The sequence below is a fragment of the Streptococcus halitosis genome, assembly GCF_023147855.1.
In the GTDB taxonomy this organism is placed as follows: domain Bacteria; phylum Bacillota; class Bacilli; order Lactobacillales; family Streptococcaceae; genus Streptococcus; species Streptococcus halitosis_B.
This window is the reverse complement of sequence record NZ_JAHXOP010000002.1, coordinates 134,141-150,238: the sequence shown is the minus strand read 5'-3', so window position 1 is coordinate 150,238 and position 16,098 is coordinate 134,141. Positions and strand designations below refer to the sequence as shown.

Here is a 16,098-nt window from a genome sequence, read left to right as displayed (position 1 = left end):
AATGTATAAAGTTTTATTAGTAGACGATGAGTACATGGTGACAGAGGGGCTCAAGCGATTAATCCCCTTTGAAAAATGGGATATGAAAGTCGTCGCGACAGCTAATCACGCAGATGATGCTTTGGACTACGTCAAGGAAAATCCAGTAGATGTGGTCATTTCCGATGTCAATATGCCAGATAAGACCGGACTTGAGATGATTAGGGAAATGAAAGAGCTACTTCCAGATACCTATTATATCTTGCTGTCTGGTTATCAGGAGTTTGACTACGTCAAAAAAGCCATGAACCTCAGTGTCGTGGATTATCTGGTCAAGCCAGTAGACAAGGTAGAGTTGGGCAATTTATTAGAAAAAATTGCGCAACAGCTTCAGGAAAAGGTGGAGCAAAGTCAGACTCTTAGTCAAGAATTGGATGAGACAGGATTTACGAACTACCTGTCAGGTAAAGACAGTTGGTGGATTGGTCTATCCAAGGAAACGCAAGGTTCTTTTACCATTCCTTACTATGTTTTGGGACAAGATTGGCAGATTTTCATCTCCGATCAACCGCTCGATGGCATCGTCGTGGCACCATTTGAAGCACCCTACCAGCAGTCCTTTGAGAATTGGAAGATCAATGCTGAAAAAGCCCTCTTCTACGGTTCTGTCAATCTAGAAAAATCCGAGAGTCTATTTGCTTATTACGAACCGATTTATCGCGTGATTATCCAAGGAAATATCAATCAAATCATCGAGGAATTAACCCTGCTAGAGAAGGTCGTTTTGGAGAATACTCCGCGCGTGGCCATCACGAAGCAGCTCTTCACCCAGTTTGTCATGGATGTCTTTCATTTGTTTGAACACCTAAAAGCAGATGATATGACCGAGATTGTCAAAGCCATCCATGCCATTAACTCCTTTGAAGAATTGGTTGCCTATATCAAAGAAACCTTGACCAAGTTCTTTGGCCAGTACCGCATGAATGAAAATGTGGTGAGCGTTCTGGAGGTGATTGGGCGTGATTATCAGAAAGAGCTCTCGCTCAAGGATATCAGCAAGGATCTCTTTATCAATCCTGTCTATCTCGGGCAGCTGATCAAAAGAGAAACCAACTCAACCTTTGCGGAATTGCTCAATAAACAGCGAATTAAGGCAGCGCAGCAACTCTTACTTTCGACCAGTGATAGCATCGAAGATATTTGCTATGCAGTTGGCTACAGTAATGTTGGATATTTCTACAAGGTTTTCCGTAAATTGTGCGGAAAATCACCGAAAGCCTATCGTAAACAAGTTGAAACCAGCTTGTAAAAGTTGTATTCCTGTACAAAAAATGCTATAATGTTCAAAATATCTTATGGAGGAAAACATGAAAAAGAATCCTATTTATCTTTGGGTTTTGTTAGTCCTATCAGCCCTCATTTCGGCTATGTCATTATTTGGAATCTTGAGTCCATTGCCAAGTAAAGATGCTCTTCGTGCTAGCCTGGCGAATAGCGGGACGCTCACTGCCCAGCAATTAGAAGACACGGTCAACTATACTTACAAAGTGTCAGAATCCTCTCACTCTATTTTTAATATGTCGTTGATTGTTTTATCTGCAATTTTAGTTGTAGTAGCCTTTGTGTTTCTCGTACGTAAAAACGTACAATTCGCAAACTATACTTATGTTGGCTATGTTTTACTAGCTATTGTTGGTTTGGTTTATAGCTATATGAACGTTCAAGATGCGGTTCAATTAATCAAAGATAGTGCCCTTGGCTTAGGAATGGGAGCATTAGCAAAAGGGACGAATATTTTGTTCATCATCATCAATGTTCTCTTTTTAGCCTTAGTCTTCTACAAGATGTGGCGCCAACAAAAGGACTTGGCTGAGGAAGTCGAAGCAGAAGAAGCTGCCTAAGTATTGACAAAAAAGAACTATCAAGTTACAATTTTGATAGTTCTTTTTATATCGTAAACATAAAAATCGAGGTCAACATGAAAAAAATATCCTTAGTGTATATCAGTCTGAGTGGGAATACAGAAAGTTTTGTAACCCGACTCAAGGACTATCTCTTGTCCCAGTACGAAGGGATTGAGGTCCAAAAAATCCATATCAAGGACCTAGTCAAGGAAGGTCAAGAATTCTTTGAAATGGAACATCCCTATATCGCTTTCTTGCCGACCTATCTAGAAGGTGGAAATGGTGTCGATAACGGCGATGTCGAGATTTTAACAACTCCACTGGGCGACTTTATCGCCTATGGGGACAATGCTAGTAAGTGTTTTGGGGTAGTGGGATCTGGTAATCGCAATTTTAACAATCAATACTGCCTGACAGCCAAGCAGTATAGTCAGCGCTTTGGTTTCCCAGTTTTGGCTGACTTTGAAATGCGTGGTATGCTGGGAGATATTAAAAAGGTCGCAGCAATCATTGCAGATTTGTATGAGTTAGAAACAGAAAAATAAAGTAGTACTGAGGGGCAGTTGAGATTTTCAACTGCTTTTTGTGTATACAAAAAGCACCCCGTAAGGGTGCCATTTATAAACTATCCTGCTTTTCCGATAGCAAGTGCATAGATAAAGAAGATAGCGAAGCCAAAGAGGAAAATCAATCCTGCGATAGCGAGGAGTTTTAGCCAAGAAGGAAGATTTTTATTTTCACGTGTCACCAATACATAGTTCAAAAGAGCGAAGAATGGTGTTGTCAGGAAAGAACCGATCATGGCGAAGCGGAGCATGGTTGAAACTTGACCAGCAAAGAACTTGATGATGACGATACCGATAATAGCTGTGAGGGTCATCCAGATGTTCAAAGATTTGCTATCATCCTCTTTTTGACTTAACAAGAGTCGTAGGGAAACCTGATTAACGCGAGAATAGCCATCGATAACAGTAATGACTGTTCCAAAGATACAGAGAAAGGCGATGAAGGTGATCAAATAACGGGACCATTCTCCAAGAACAGAGGCATACATACCCACGAATTGAGAGATGTATTTGGCTGAAGCGGCTTCAACTGCTTGTCCTGTAGGATACTGAATGAGTGCTCCGAGTGCTACGAAGAATACAGCCAGGATAGCAGTTCCAATGTAACCAACGTTAAAGTCGAAAAGGGCGTCCTCTGTATTAAAGTTGACGGTCTTTTTCTTTTCAGCAGACCAGAGTGAGTTGATGGCTGAAATTTCAATAGGGGCAGGCATCCATCCTAGGAGGGAAACGATAAAAGGCAGGGCTGCCATTTGCCAAGGTGTCTTCTCGACAAAATCAGAGCTGTATTCTGGATGCTTAATTGCTGCAATGATAACTGCAAGAACAGTTGCAATAGTCAAAGCTGACATGATCCATTTTGCCATACCATCCAATAGTTTGTAGCCACCAAAGAGTAGCATGGCCCAAATGACTGCAACAAGGATGAGGGACCATTGAGTGATGCTAAGACCGATCATTGGAAAAGCGCTAGCGATGATGGCTGAGCAAAGGATAGCGACTCCAGCTGTATTGACCATAGCAGAAAAAACATTAAGGACAAAGAAAATCCAGAGATAGAGTTTCCCTTTTTCGGCATAGCCTTCGACCAAGGTTTTACCAGTGTCGGCAGTATATTCGGCACCAAAACGGAAAAATGGATATTTAAAAATATTGGCCAAGATAACCAAGAGGAGTAGTGACCAACCATAAGAACCACCAGCTTGAGTAGAGGATACAATGTGAGAACCTCCAACGGCGGCAGAAGCCATGAGGATTCCTGGTCCCATTGCCTTTAGTTTGCTTGCCCAGGTTGACTGGTTTGATAACGTAACTTGTGACATAATAAACGCTCCTATTTTTGAATTTTCAGAATAATCTGAATAGATAGCTACTATTCTACAAAAAACTTAAAAGAAATGCAAGAATATTTTGAAAAAAGTTAGAAAATCCTGAAAAAATTCACAAAAATCATATGAAAATAACTGTGGCTGTTTCAAGGGGATGACGTTGACTAGGGCGAATCAAAATCCGAGAAGAAAGCTTCTCGGATTTTGATTATTTCAATTGATCTGTAATGTCTTTTGAGAGCAACATTCCCAGATGGTAAGTTTTATTGATATGTGCAATGACATCATTGATGTTGTCAGTCGTGTGAATTTTTTCTTTGATGTCAGACCTAAATGTCTCATCCTTCAAGAGTTGCTCTTGGTAGAGTCTTTGAAGTCTTTCCTTCTCGTACTTATTGAGCAGAAAAAGGAAAACCAAGCTAAGTACAACGAGGATATAAGCATATTGGCTCATAGGAAATCTCCCAGTGTGATAAATAGTAAAAGTGAATAAATTATTTCATTGAACAGCTGCAAGGCCGAACAAAATATAAATGTTATTTTGCTCAATCGTTCGGATTGCTTTCAAGTAATTTAAAAGATTACGACATGAGCCTAACCAAATCGATATTATTTGGTTAGGTGAATTAGTGAAGTGTTTAGGCAACTCGTACTGGTTACGACGTCATGGCCTCTAAATCGATTATATTTAGGAGCCATGACTAGTGAAGCGCCTAGCCAAAGTCCGAATAGGATTTGGCGTTAGTTACTTAGATTGCTCTGCAATCAAGTAACTTTGGCGATTTACATCTTCTCCGGCGCTTCTACTCCGAGCAAACGAAGAGCTTCTTTGAGAACGACTGCAGTTGCGTAGCTGAGGGCCAGACGACTGTCGCGCTCAGGACTTTCATCTAGGATACGTGTATGTGCATAGTACTTGTTGAAGGCTTGAGCCAGACTAATCGCAAATTTCGCAATGATAGAAGGTTCAAAGTTATCTGCTGCACGATTGATAATACGTGGAAAGTCTTGGAGTAGTTTAATAATTTCCCAGCTTTCAGCATCGTTCAAGCTGTAGTTGCCAGCTGCATCTGGTTTGAAATCGGCTTTGCGCAAGATAGATTGGATACGAGCGTAGGCGTATTGAACGTAAGGTCCAGTTTCCCCTTCAAAGGATACCATAGCTTCAAGGTCGAAGTCATATCCATTTGTACGGTCGGTCTTAAGATCATAGAACTTGATAGCCCCGACTCCAACAGCGTGGGCAACCTGGTCTTTATTTTCTAACTCAGGATTTTTCGCTTCGATTTGGGCCTTGGCACGACTAACAGCCTCTGCAATAGTAGGCTCTAGTAAGATGACATTTCCTTTACGAGTAGAGAGTTTTTTCCCTTCTTTTGTTACCAACCCACACGGAACATGGACAATGTCTTGGCTCCAATCGTAGCCCATCTCTTGTAGTACTGCCTTGAGTTGTTTGAAGTGGGCAGATTGCTCTTGACCAACAACGTAGATGGATTTTGCAAATTGGTATTCCTTTTTACGGTAAAGGGCTGCAGCCAAGTCACGTGTGATATAGAGAGTTGCACCATCAGATTTTTTGATGAGGGCTGGATGTTCAATTCCATATTTCTCAAGATTGACAACTTGAGCCCCTTCTGACTCAACAAGAAGTCCTTTTTCAGCGAGAATGTCTACAACAGAATCCATCTTATCGTTGTAGAAGGCTTCCCCGTTGTAGCTGTCAAATTTGACTTGCAATTCATTGTAAAGGCGGTTGAATTCCACTAAACTTTCATCACGGAACCATTGCCAGAGAGCGAGGGCTTCCTCATCTCCATTCTCCAGTTTACGGAACCATTCGCGTGCTTCTTCATCCAAGCTAGGGTCTTTTTCAGCTTCAGCATTGATGCGAACGTAGAGCTTGAGAAGTTCATCGATTGGATGCGCTTTAACGGCTTCTTCGTTACCCCATTTCTTGTAGGCAACAATTAACATCCCAAACTGTTTACCCCAGTCTCCTAGGTGGTTGACCTTGACTGTTTGATAGCCGATCTTTTGGAAAATATGTGACAAGCTATCCCCGATAACGGTTGAACGCAGGTGCCCAATAGAGAATGGTTTTGCGATATTGGGACTAGACATATCGATGACAACATTTTCTTGCTTGCCAATGGTTTGGTCGGCATAGTGCTCTTTTTCAGTGATAACATCCTGTAATACCTGAGCCGAAATAGCACTTTTATCAAGGAAAAAGTTGACGTAAGGTCCTGTTGCGACAACCTTTTCAAAGGCTTGACTATTGATTTTTTCAGCAATATCTGCTGCAATCATTTGCGGAGCTTTACGCTCAACCTTTGCTAGAGAAAAGGCTGGGAAGGCGATGTCTCCCATTTCTGAGTTTTTAGGTGTTTCCAGTAAATTTAAAATAGCCTCTTGATCCAGGCTGTTAATGACGCTAGCCAACTCGCTAGCAATCAATTCTTTTGTATTCATAAGGGCTCCTTTTGGGCTTTTTTACTATTTTAACACAATTTACTACATTTTTTGAGAAAGAAAAGAATTTTTTTGAATTATCTAGTTTTTTTGGTATAATATAGTTATAAAATAAATGTAAAATTTGTTATAAATATTCACTTAAGAGGATAATATGAGAAAAAGAGAACGGCATCAATTGATTAAAAAGATGATCACCGAAGAAAAACTTGGGACACAAAAAGAGATTCAAGATCGTTTAGAAGCTCGTAATGTTTATGTGACACAAACGACTTTGTCGCGTGATTTGCGTGAAATCGGCTTGACCAAGGTTAAGAAAAATGATATGGTGTATTATGTACTAGCAAATGAGACAGATAAGATTGATTTAGTTGAGTTTTTGTCTCATCATTTAGAAGGAGTTGCAAGAGCAGAGTTTACCTTGGTACTGCATACCAAACTTGGGGAAGCTGCAGTCTTAGCAAACATTGTAGATGCAAACAAGGATGAATGGATTTTAGGAACGGTTGCTGGTGCTAATACCTTATTGGTTATTTGTCGAGACCAGCACGTTGCCAAGCTGATGGAAGATCGTTTGCTAGATTTGATGAAAGATAAATAAGGTCTTGGGAGTTGCTCTCAAGACTTATTTTTAGCAAGGAGAGACGGAAAATGGCAACAGAAAAGCTATCACCCGGCATGCAACAGTATGTGGATATTAAGAAACAATACCCAGATGCTTTTTTGCTTTTTCGAATGGGTGATTTTTACGAGTTGTTCTATGAAGATGCAATTAATGCAGCGCAAATTTTAGAAATTTCCTTAACGAGTCGGAATAAAAATGCAGAAAATCCGATACCCATGGCGGGTGTCCCCTATCATTCTGCCCAACAGTATATCGATGTTCTGATTGAGCAGGGCTATAAAGTTGCCATTGCAGAACAGATGGAAGATCCCAAACAAGCGGTCGGTGTTGTCAAGCGAGAGGTGGTCCAGGTCATCACACCTGGAACGGTTGTCGATAGCAGTAAGCCGGATAGTCAGAATAATTTCTTGGTTGCCTTAGATCGTGATGGCAATCAGTTTGGTCTAGCTTATATGGATCTAGTGACGGGTGACTTTTATGTGACGGGGCTATTGGATTTCGCGTTGGTTTGTGGGGAAATCCGTAACCTCAAGGCTCGAGAAGTGGTGCTGGGTTATGACTTGTCTGAGGAAGAAGAACAAATCCTCAGACGTCAGATGAATCTGGTACTTTCTTATGAAAAAGAAGGCTTTGAGGACCTTCATTTACTGGATTCACGACTGGCAGCTGTGGAGCAAGCAGCAGCTAGTAAGCTCCTCCAGTATGTTCACCGGACCCAGATGAGGGAGTTGAACCACCTCAAACCTGTTATCCGCTATGAAATCAAAGATTTCTTGCAGATGGATTATGCGACCAAGGCTAGTCTGGATTTGGTTGAGAATGCCCGTTCAGGTAAGAAGCAAGGCAGTCTTTTCTGGCTTTTAGATGAAACCAAAACGGCTATGGGTATGCGGCTCTTGCGTTCTTGGATTCATCGTCCTTTGATTGATAAGGAGCGAATCGTCCAACGTCAAGACGTGTTGCAGGTCTTTCTTGACCACTTCTTTGAGCGCAGCGATTTAACGGATAGCCTCAAGGGTGTCTATGATATCGAACGCTTGGCTAGTCGGGTTTCTTTTGGTAAGACCAATCCCAAGGATCTCTTGCAGTTAGCGACCACCTTATCCAGTGTACCACGGATTCGTGCGATTTTAGAAGGCATGGAGCAGCCTGCTCTAGCCCATCTTATCGCACAGTTAGATGCCATCCCTGAGTTGGAGAGCTTGATTAGCGCAGCGATTGCTCCTGAAGCTCCTCACGTGATTACGGAAGGTGGCATTATCTGTACGGGATTTGATGAGACCTTGGATAAATACCGTCGTGTCCTCAGAGAAGGAACTAGCTGGATTGCTGAGATTGAGGCTAAGGAGCGAGAAAACTCTGGCATCAGTACGCTTAAGATTGACTACAATAAAAAAGATGGCTACTATTTCCATGTGACCAATTCGCAACTGGGAAATGTGCCAGCCCACTTTTTCCGCAAGGCGACACTGAAAAACTCGGAACGCTTTGGTACCGAAGAATTAGCCCGTATCGAGGGGGATATGCTGGAGGCGCGTGAGAAGTCAGCCAACCTAGAATATGAAATCTTTATGCGCATCCGTGAGGAAGTCAGCAAGTACATCCAGCGTTTGCAGGCTTTAGCCCAAGGAATTGCTACAGTTGATGTCTTGCAAAGTCTGGCGGTTGTGGCTGAAACCCAGCATTTGATTCGACCTGAGTTTGGAGACGATTCACAAATTGATATCCAGAAAGGGCGCCATGCAGTCGTCGAAAAGGTCATGGGAGCTCAGACCTATATTCCTAATACGATTCAGATGGCAGAAGATACCAGCATTCAATTGATTACAGGGCCCAACATGAGTGGGAAGTCTACCTATATGCGGCAGCTAGCCATAACTGCGGTTATGGCTCAGCTGGGTTCTTATGTGCCGGCAGAAAGCGCCCATTTGCCGATTTTTGATGCTATCTTTACCCGTATCGGAGCAGCCGATGACTTGGTTTCAGGTCAATCAACCTTCATGGTAGAAATGATGGAGGCTAACAATGCCATTTCGCATGCGACCAAGAATTCCTTGATTCTCTTTGATGAATTGGGACGTGGAACTGCAACTTATGATGGGATGGCTCTTGCCCAATCCATCATCGAATACATCCATGAGTATATCGGAGCCAAAACCCTCTTTGCGACTCACTATCATGAGTTGACCAGTCTGGGGTCTAGCCTGGAACACTTGGTCAATGTTCACGTGGCAACCTTAGAACAGGATGGACAAGTCACCTTCCTTCACAAGATTGAACCAGGTCCAGCTGACAAATCCTACGGTATCCATGTTGCTAAGATTGCTGGTTTACCAGCAGAACTTTTAGCAAGGGCGGATAAGATATTAACTCAACTGGAGAGTCAAGGGACGGAAAGTCCTGCTCCCATGAGACAAACGAGTGCTGTCACAGAGCAGATGTCACTCTTTGATGCGCCTGAAGAGCATCCTATTCTAGCGGAATTAGCTAAACTGGATATTTACAACATGACACCTATGCAGGCTATGAATGTCTTAGTCGAGCTCAAACAAAAGTTATAAAAAGAGTCCCACTCATGCATTTGTGAGTGGGCTTTTTCTCTATTACTTTTTATGAGCCAAGAGTTGATTGATGTGGTCTACTTTTTTTGCTTCTCTTTTATAGAGAATAATCCAGATGATGAGGTAGACGATCGCAAACTCTGGAATGAGCTGGAGATAGAAGGTCCAGTGGAAGGGGAACCAACCAGCCAGAGTTGCCAGTGGGACAAAGCCAGCCAGCATGAGGAAGAAATGGGAAAGTGTGGCACGGAGCAGGCTCCAGTCACGGTTGAATAAGCGGCTGCCAAAGCTAAAGAGAACGCCGATAGCTGACCAGATAATCGTGCAGTAGAGCAAGACCAGGGCACCATGAACCTGATGTTGAACCATCACTTGGCCGATAAGAGACTCGGGACTCAGTGGGGCATAGGTATTTGGTGCATAAATGAGTGAAAAAAGGATAGAGAGGATGAGGCCGATAAGTACACCAGCGGCTGCATCGTGAAAGATTTGTTTTTTCATAGTTCTAATTTCTCCTTGATGGTTTTTAGGTAACGGCGTGAAGAGTAGGTGAAGCTTTCGTTTTTTAAGAAAATTTCAACCAGACCGTTGGGCGTGAGCTTGAGATGAGAGATCGAGTCGATATTAACGATTTCTGATTGGGAAATTTGGATAAAAGTTGTCGGCAGAATTTCAAGAACCTGATAGAGCCGCAAATCAATGCTGTAGGTCTGAGATGCAGTTTCAGCTAGAACCTTTCGATTCTCGATATAGAAGCGCTGAATCTTGCCAATTTCAACTAGATAGACCTGATCTTCAATCTTTCCTTTGATTGTTTCTTTTTGGTCAAGATTTTCAGCAAATTCGATGACTTTTTGGACTTTTTTGGTTTCTTGAGGTGCTTGGACAATCAGTTTTTCCTCCTCGTAAAACTCGCTAATCTGTAGTTCTACTTTCATAAATTTTTCTCCTTACATTTCATACAAAATTGTGATCACTTCCTGTACACCTTTATTAAACACTATTTTATGACCTCTGGCAAGAGCTTTTGCCTATGTGGAGGGATTTGGAGTCTATGTGGTATTTGCTTTTTCTGGTAACATCTGAAATATGGTATAATAGCACTAATCAATTTCTAGGAAAATAGATACAGAAAGGGGCTGAAAAATGTCTCATATTATTGAATTGCCAGAGGTGCTGGCAAACCAGATCGCGGCAGGGGAGGTTATCGAACGTCCTGCTAGTGTGGTCAAAGAATTGGTAGAAAATGCCATTGACGCTGGTTCTAGCCAGATTATCATCGAGATTGAGGAAGCCGGTCTCAAGAAAATTCAAATCACAGATAATGGTCATGGAATTGCCCACGATGAGGTGGAATTGGCCTTGCGTCGACATGCGACCAGTAAGATAAAAAATCAAGCAGACCTCTTTCGGATTCGGACGCTCGGATTTCGAGGTGAAGCCCTGCCTTCTATTGCTTCTGTTAGTGTGCTGACTCTGTTGACGGCGGTGGATGGTGCGAGTCATGGGACCAAGCTCGTTGCGCGTGGAGGTGAAGTTGAGGAAGTCATCCCAGCGACTAGTCCTGTAGGAACCAAGGTTTGTGTGGAGGACCTCTTTTTCAACACACCTGCCCGTCTCAAGTATATGAAGAGCCAGCAGGCAGAGTTATCCCATATCATTGATATTGTCAACCGTCTGGGCTTGGCTCATCCCGAGATTTCTTTTAGTTTAATCAGTGATGGAAAGGAAATGACGCGGACAGCAGGGACTGGTCAACTGCGTCAAGCCATCGCAGGGGTTTACGGTTTGGCGAGTGCCAAGAAGATGATTGAAATTGAGAACTCTGACTTAGATTTCGAAATTACAGGTTTTGTGTCTCTGCCTGAGTTAACCCGAGCAAATCGCAACTATATCAGCCTCTTCATCAATGGCCGTTATATCAAGAACTTCTTGCTCAATCGCGCTATTCTTGACGGTTATGGAAGCAAGCTTATGGTAGGTCGCTTTCCACTGGCTGTCATTCACATCCATATCGACCCCTATCTAGCTGATGTCAATGTGCATCCAACCAAGCAAGAAGTGCGAATTTCTAAGGAAAGAGAACTGATGGCGCTGGTTTCAGAAGCTATTTCAAATAGTCTCAAGGAACAAGCCTTGATTCCTGATGCTTTAGAAAATCTTGCCAAGTCGACCGTGCGCAATCGTCAAAAGATAGAGCAGACCATTCTCCCACTCAAAGAAAATACGCTTTACTATGAAAAAACAGAACTCTCAAAACCTAGTCAAGCTGAGGTGGCTGATTATCAGGTTGAATTAACTGAGGAAGGTGGGGGCCTAACCCTGTTTGCCAAGGAAACCTTGGACCAGCTAACCAAGCCCGCAAAACTCCATTTTGCAGAGAGAAAGCCTGCTAACTACGACCAACTAGATCATCCAGAGTTAGACCTAGCTAGTCTGGATAAGGCTTATGATAAGCTGGAGCGAGAAGAATCATCTAGCTTCCCAGAGTTGGAATTTTTCGGGCAAATGCATGGGACTTATCTCTTTGCCCAAGGGCGAGATGGACTCTACATCATAGATCAGCACGCGGCTCAGGAACGAGTTAAGTACGAGGAATACCGTGAAAGCATCGGCAATGTTGACCAGAGTCAGCAACAACTCCTAGTGCCCTACATCTTTGAATTTCCTGCAGATGATGCTCTTCGTCTCAAGGAAAGAATGGCACTTTTGGAGGAAGTGGGCGTATTTCTAGCAGAGTACGGAGAAAATCAATTTATCCTACGTGAACATCCTATTTGGATGGCAGAGGAGGAAATCGAGTCTGGCATTTATGAAATGTGCGACATGCTGCTCTTGACCAAGGAAGTTTCGATTAAGAAATACCGAGCAGAGCTGGCTATCATGATGTCCTGCAAACGGTCTATCAAGGCCAATCATCGCATCGATGACCATTCAGCCAGACAACTCCTTTATCAGCTCTCTCAATGTGACAATCCCTATAACTGTCCCCACGGACGTCCGGTTTTGGTGCATTTTACCAAGTCAGATATGGAAAAAATGTTTCGACGTATTCAGGAAAATCACACCAGTCTTCGTGAGTTGGGGAAATATTAAGAACATAAAAAGCCTTTGTTTTTCCAAACAAGGCTTTTTAGTTTTTCTAAGGTGGGAACTTTGATTGGATATGGGCAACTTGACACGAGGTTTACACTTGCTTGACAAGACCAGTCCTATAAAAAGTGTTGTGAAAACTGAACTAGGTGATTCAAGATTTCGCAGAATCGTCTTGGTTTGAAGGATTCTCAAGACCAATCACTTTATCAAGATAACGTTGTTTGGTTTTGAGAGCCTTGTTGATAGCGACTGCAGACGCAATCAAGAGAACGAAAGTCAGCCAAATCCAGGCGGTGAATTCGGCTGGGAAACTAGAACCGGCTAAAAAGAGATAGATAGCCAGAGCCAAGACGAAAATATAAATCACTTGCCAGAGACCATAGGATTTAACCTCTTTATAGTATTTGTCCTTGTCTTCTTCCACGATAACTTCTGTGGAACCGTTTTCAGAGTTTTCATCCAGAAGTAGATAGTCAGTTGTCACTTGAAAAATCTTACTTAATTCAATGATTTTTTCGATTTCTGGAAGGACTTGACCAGATTCCCATTTTGAGATGCTTTGCCGAGAAACATTGATTTGTTCTGCTAGCTTTTCCTGGGACCAACCTTTTTTCTTTCTGAGTTCAAATAGTTTTTCTGCGAGTTTCATCATTCTATCCTCCTTTTTCTACTTCTATCCTAACAATTTTTACTTATAATGAGAATACAATCTCCTGTACTATTTGTCAACCAGAGGTTGCACCTTTTGTTGCCATCTGTCTTGGGGAAATATGGTATACTAGATAGGCAAAATAATGGAGAAAAAACTATGTACGAATATTTAAAAGGAATCATTACCAAAATCACTGCTAAATACATCGTCCTTGAGGCAAATGGTATCGGTTATATCTTGCATGTAGCCAATCCCTATGCTTACTCAGGTCAGGTTAATCAAGAAACTCAGATTTATGTGCACCAAGTTGTCCGCGAGGATGCCCATCTGCTTTACGGCTTTCGCTCAGAAGATGAGAAAAAACTCTTCCTCAGTCTGATTTCGGTCTCTGGGATTGGTCCTGTGTCAGCTCTTGCTATTATCGCTGCCGATGACAATGCTGGCTTGGTTCAGGCGATCGAAACTAAGAACATCACCTACTTGACTAAGTTCCCTAAAATTGGTAAGAAAACTGCCCAGCAGATGGTGCTGGACTTGGAAGGAAAGGTAGTTGTGGCTAGTGATGACCTTCCTGCCAAGGTGGTAATGCAAACCAGCGTTGAAAACCAAGAACTGGAAGAAGCTATGGAAGCCATGTTGACACTGGGCTACAAGGCAACCGAGCTTAAGAAAATCAAGAAATTCTTTGAAGGAACAACAGATACAGCTGAGAACTATATCAAGTCGGCCCTTAAGATGTTGGTGAAATAGGAGATTTTTATGACAAAACGCTGTGGTTGGGTTAAAATGAACAAACCATTATATGTGGCCTATCATGATGAAGAGTGGGGCCAACCCCTTCATGATGACCGTGCTCTTTTTGAGTTGCTTTGTTTGGAAACTTACCAGTCGGGTCTATCTTGGGAAACGGTACTAAACAAACGCCAAGGATTCCGAGAAGCATTTCATGGCTATCAAATTCAAGCGGTCGCGGAAATGACAGATGGGGAGTTGGAAGCCTTGTTAGAGAATCCAGCCATCATCCGAAATCGTTCCAAGCTCTTTGCGACACGTGCCAACGCCCAAGCATTTTTGCAAGTCCAGAAAACCTACGGCTCTTTTGACGCTTATCTCTGGTCCTTTGTTGAGGGAAAAACGATCGTGAATGATGTTCCTGACTATCACCTAGCACCTGCTAAAACAGCCTTGTCTGAAAAGTTGTCTCAAGATCTCAAAAAACAAGGCTTCAAGTTTACAGGTCCAGTCGCAGTTTTGTCTTTTCTACAGGCGGCAGGCCTGGTTGATGACCACGAGAATGATTGCGAGTGGAAAAACGGAAATTAGTGAGTCCAAGCGTCTAACTATCTGAGAAAATAGAAAAAGCTGAGAAAATTATCTCAGCTTTTTGATTATATGCTAGTAACTTTTATAGTGCAGTAAGAAATGTCAGTCCACCTAAGACAACGCCAGCTGAGTTTGGAATAATTAGTATCCAATCCTTCTTAGGCTCTTTTGTCCATCCGTAAATAACCCAAATTAAACAAGATACTGCTGCGGATAAAGGCTGGAATGGTTGAGCTTTGTTGCCTTGTAAATTGGCAAAAATTTGTGGGATGTAGGCGATAAATACAACAATCCCGATAAAGGCTCCAATTGAACCGACAATTTGATTTATTTTTTGTTTAGTCATATACACCTCCTTTAAAAAGATATCATAGAAATAAGCAAAATGCAATAAATTCAGACACAAATTGTAACGAAAATCAATACCAAAGCACAAAAATGGAGAAATTGTTTATTTTTTGTTATAGTCAAAGCGAATGACTTGCTTCTGTGTATCCACATAAGCGTGAACGCCAAAGGGCACAATGGCTCTTGGAGTTGCGTGACCGACATTCAGATTATAGACAATCGGGATATTGTTATCAATGATATCCAATAGTGCTTCCTTATAGTCGTCATAGAAGGTTTCATCCATTGGCTTTCCGACCAAGAGTCCACTGATAACCCCAAATATCCCCGTGTCCTTTAAAGTCCGCAACATTTTTTTGAAATCATCAGGTTCAGGCTTTTCTTCGCTTGTTTCTAGCAAGAGAATCTTTCCTTCCCAGTCACATAAGTCAGGGAAGAGTCGGTACTCTTGGCAGAGGTCCGTGCTGTCTGCGTATCGAGAATTGTCAAAGATATCATAGAGGGACTCGAGGCAACCACCGAGAATTTCTCCCTCAAACTGAGCATTTCCTTGCAACAAATCAAAGCCTGTATTTACATGACTGATACGAGCTGTTCCCAGAGCCTTGGGACTAAAATCAGTCCGTTCCTCATACCAAAGGTCGCTAGGGCGGATTTCTGAGATTCTTCCTGTCTTGATCAATTCTTTAAAGTAGTGAAAGCTATAGGGTAACATCTCATTGTCTAATTCACAAATGTCTGCTAGAAAGGATTGCCCATAAAAAGTCTTGATCCCTAGTTTGTGCAACATAAGGTGGTTCATGGTTGTATCCGAGAAGCCAAGAAAAATCTTTTGTTGGATAACCTTTTGGAGCTGGTCGTTTTCAAAAAGGTAGGGTAGCAAGCGATAGGTATCATCCCCACCGATGGCGCATAGGATCATGTCGATGCTATCATCAGAAAAGGCCTGCATCAAATCCTCTGCACGTGCCTCCGGATGGTCCTTGATAAAGTCTAACCCTTTTAGCGAATGGGGCAGAAAGACAGGATTGAGTCCCAAATCCTTGAGACGTTGAATACCCAAATCGACTTCGTGTTTGACAAAATCCTCTCCGATAACACCACTAGACAAACTAACAATACCAATAGTAGAAATCATATCTCATCCTCCTAGAAATAGATTGATACTCTTCGAAAATTAAATTCAAACCACGTCAGCTTTGCCTTGCCGTATATATGTTACTGACCTCGTCAGTTCTATC

General features: G+C 42.3%; 16 protein-coding genes. 8 read left to right on the top strand and 8 right to left on the bottom strand.

The features are described from left to right. Nucleotide 1: 1 nt before the first annotated feature. From KZX55_RS05165 to nrdI, 3 genes are all read left to right on the top strand, one after another. Entirely contained in the window at nt 2–1,288 is a 1,287-nt protein-coding gene (locus KZX55_RS05165) for a response regulator transcription factor (RefSeq protein ID WP_248025321.1), read from the top strand. A gap of 58 nt (nt 1,289–1,346) precedes the next feature. Beyond that, on the top strand, nt 1,347–1,880 hold the full coding sequence (locus tag KZX55_RS05160; protein ID WP_057488839.1) for an ABC transporter permease: 534 nt from the start codon (nt 1,347–1,349) through the stop codon (nt 1,878–1,880). A gap of 77 nt (nt 1,881–1,957) precedes the next feature. After that, nucleotides 1,958–2,428, top strand: coding sequence for a class Ib ribonucleoside-diphosphate reductase assembly flavoprotein NrdI (nrdI, locus tag KZX55_RS05155; protein WP_007520838.1), 471 nt, complete (start codon nt 1,958–1,960; stop codon nt 2,426–2,428). 80 nt (nt 2,429–2,508) lie between these two features. Here nrdI and KZX55_RS05150 read toward each other — a convergent pair whose 3' ends face one another. From KZX55_RS05150 to argS, 3 genes are all read right to left on the bottom strand, one after another. Continuing rightward, a complete protein-coding gene (locus KZX55_RS05150) occupies nt 2,509–3,771 on the bottom strand; it encodes an NRAMP family divalent metal transporter (protein ID WP_248025316.1) in 1,263 nt (420 codons plus the stop codon). A gap of 214 nt (nt 3,772–3,985) precedes the next feature. After that, nucleotides 3,986–4,231, bottom strand: coding sequence for a MarR family transcriptional regulator (locus KZX55_RS05145; RefSeq protein ID WP_248025313.1), 246 nt, complete (start codon nt 4,229–4,231; stop codon nt 3,986–3,988). Nucleotides 4,232–4,560: 329 nt separating this feature from the next. After that, nucleotides 4,561–6,252, bottom strand: coding sequence for an arginine--tRNA ligase (gene argS, locus KZX55_RS05140; RefSeq protein WP_248025310.1), 1,692 nt, complete (start codon nt 6,250–6,252; stop codon nt 4,561–4,563). Nucleotides 6,253–6,406: 154 nt separating this feature from the next. Here argS and argR point away from each other — a divergent pair, with 154 nt between their 5' ends. Together argR and mutS are read left to right on the top strand one after the other, a co-directional pair. Continuing rightward, a complete protein-coding gene (gene argR, locus KZX55_RS05135) occupies nt 6,407–6,853 on the top strand; it encodes an arginine repressor (RefSeq protein ID WP_001231483.1) in 447 nt (148 codons plus the stop codon). A gap of 50 nt (nt 6,854–6,903) precedes the next feature. After that, on the top strand, nt 6,904–9,438 hold the full coding sequence (gene mutS / locus KZX55_RS05130) for a DNA mismatch repair protein MutS (RefSeq protein ID WP_248025305.1): 2,535 nt from the start codon (nt 6,904–6,906) through the stop codon (nt 9,436–9,438). Nucleotides 9,439–9,480: 42 nt separating this feature from the next. Here the strand turns inward: mutS and KZX55_RS05125 are convergent, their stop codons facing one another. After that, entirely contained in the window at nt 9,481–9,939 is a 459-nt protein-coding gene (locus KZX55_RS05125) for a DUF3021 domain-containing protein (protein WP_084867755.1), read from the bottom strand. Beyond that, nucleotides 9,936–10,376, bottom strand: coding sequence for a LytTR family DNA-binding domain-containing protein (locus tag KZX55_RS05120; RefSeq protein WP_248025292.1), 441 nt, complete (start codon nt 10,374–10,376; stop codon nt 9,936–9,938). Before KZX55_RS05120 ends, KZX55_RS05125 begins: the two co-directional genes overlap by 4 nt. Nucleotides 10,377–10,584: 208 nt before the next feature. Between KZX55_RS05120 and mutL the strand changes: the two genes are divergently transcribed. Then, on the top strand, nt 10,585–12,534 hold the full coding sequence (gene mutL / locus KZX55_RS05115) for a DNA mismatch repair endonuclease MutL (protein ID WP_248025289.1): 1,950 nt from the start codon (nt 10,585–10,587) through the stop codon (nt 12,532–12,534). Between the two features lie 151 nt (nt 12,535–12,685). On the opposite strand, the gene KZX55_RS05110 is transcribed toward mutL, so the two are convergent. Then, on the bottom strand, nt 12,686–13,183 hold the full coding sequence (locus KZX55_RS05110) for a helix-turn-helix domain-containing protein (protein WP_248025684.1): 498 nt from the start codon (nt 13,181–13,183) through the stop codon (nt 12,686–12,688). A gap of 159 nt (nt 13,184–13,342) precedes the next feature. Between KZX55_RS05110 and ruvA the strand changes: the two genes are divergently transcribed. Together ruvA and KZX55_RS05100 are read left to right on the top strand one after the other, a co-directional pair. Next, on the top strand, nt 13,343–13,936 hold the full coding sequence (gene ruvA, locus KZX55_RS05105; RefSeq protein WP_248025284.1) for a Holliday junction branch migration protein RuvA: 594 nt from the start codon (nt 13,343–13,345) through the stop codon (nt 13,934–13,936). A gap of 9 nt (nt 13,937–13,945) precedes the next feature. Then, the gene (locus KZX55_RS05100; RefSeq protein WP_248025274.1) at nt 13,946–14,509 is read left to right on the top strand and encodes a DNA-3-methyladenine glycosylase I; all 564 of its coding nucleotides are present in this window, start codon (nt 13,946–13,948) and stop codon (nt 14,507–14,509) included. Between the two features lie 82 nt (nt 14,510–14,591). Here the strand turns inward: KZX55_RS05100 and KZX55_RS05095 are convergent, their stop codons facing one another. Continuing rightward, nucleotides 14,592–14,855, bottom strand: coding sequence for a SemiSWEET family transporter (locus tag KZX55_RS05095; RefSeq protein WP_000166113.1), 264 nt, complete (start codon nt 14,853–14,855; stop codon nt 14,592–14,594). Nucleotides 14,856–14,960: 105 nt separating this feature from the next. Beyond that, nucleotides 14,961–15,995 carry a S66 family peptidase gene (locus KZX55_RS05090; RefSeq protein ID WP_215804282.1) on the bottom strand — a complete coding sequence of 345 codons (1,035 nt, stop codon included), beginning with the start codon at nt 15,993–15,995 and terminating at the stop codon, nt 14,961–14,963. Nucleotides 15,996–16,098 lie beyond the last annotated feature (103 nt).

Excerpts from the sequence above, each read along its gene's own strand:
- KZX55_RS05090 (WP_215804282.1), bottom strand. The coding sequence starts at position 15,995 with ATGATTTCTACTATTGGTATTGTTAGTTTGTCTAGTGGTGTTATCGGA.
- KZX55_RS05160 (WP_057488839.1), top strand. The coding sequence starts at position 1,347 with ATGAAAAAGAATCCTATTTATCTTTGGGTTTTGTTAGTCCTATCAGCC.
- KZX55_RS05095 (WP_000166113.1), bottom strand. The coding sequence starts at position 14,855 with ATGACTAAACAAAAAATAAATCAAATTGTCGGTTCAATTGGAGCCTTT.
- nrdI (WP_007520838.1), top strand. The coding sequence starts at position 1,958 with ATGAAAAAAATATCCTTAGTGTATATCAGTCTGAGTGGGAATACAGAA.
- argR (WP_001231483.1), top strand. The coding sequence starts at position 6,407 with ATGAGAAAAAGAGAACGGCATCAATTGATTAAAAAGATGATCACCGAA.
- KZX55_RS05125 (WP_084867755.1), bottom strand. The coding sequence starts at position 9,939 with ATGAAAAAACAAATCTTTCACGATGCAGCCGCTGGTGTACTTATCGGC.
- KZX55_RS05165 (WP_248025321.1), top strand. The coding sequence starts at position 2 with ATGTATAAAGTTTTATTAGTAGACGATGAGTACATGGTGACAGAGGGG.
- KZX55_RS05150 (WP_248025316.1), bottom strand. The coding sequence starts at position 3,771 with ATGTCACAAGTTACGTTATCAAACCAGTCAACCTGGGCAAGCAAACTA.
- mutL (WP_248025289.1), top strand. The coding sequence starts at position 10,585 with ATGTCTCATATTATTGAATTGCCAGAGGTGCTGGCAAACCAGATCGCG.
- KZX55_RS05145 (WP_248025313.1), bottom strand. The coding sequence starts at position 4,231 with ATGAGCCAATATGCTTATATCCTCGTTGTACTTAGCTTGGTTTTCCTT.
- KZX55_RS05100 (WP_248025274.1), top strand. The coding sequence starts at position 13,946 with ATGACAAAACGCTGTGGTTGGGTTAAAATGAACAAACCATTATATGTG.
- argS (WP_248025310.1), bottom strand. The coding sequence starts at position 6,252 with ATGAATACAAAAGAATTGATTGCTAGCGAGTTGGCTAGCGTCATTAAC.
- ruvA (WP_248025284.1), top strand. The coding sequence starts at position 13,343 with ATGTACGAATATTTAAAAGGAATCATTACCAAAATCACTGCTAAATAC.
- KZX55_RS05120 (WP_248025292.1), bottom strand. The coding sequence starts at position 10,376 with ATGAAAGTAGAACTACAGATTAGCGAGTTTTACGAGGAGGAAAAACTG.
- KZX55_RS05110 (WP_248025684.1), bottom strand. The coding sequence starts at position 13,183 with ATGAAACTCGCAGAAAAACTATTTGAACTCAGAAAGAAAAAAGGTTGG.
- mutS (WP_248025305.1), top strand. The coding sequence starts at position 6,904 with ATGGCAACAGAAAAGCTATCACCCGGCATGCAACAGTATGTGGATATT.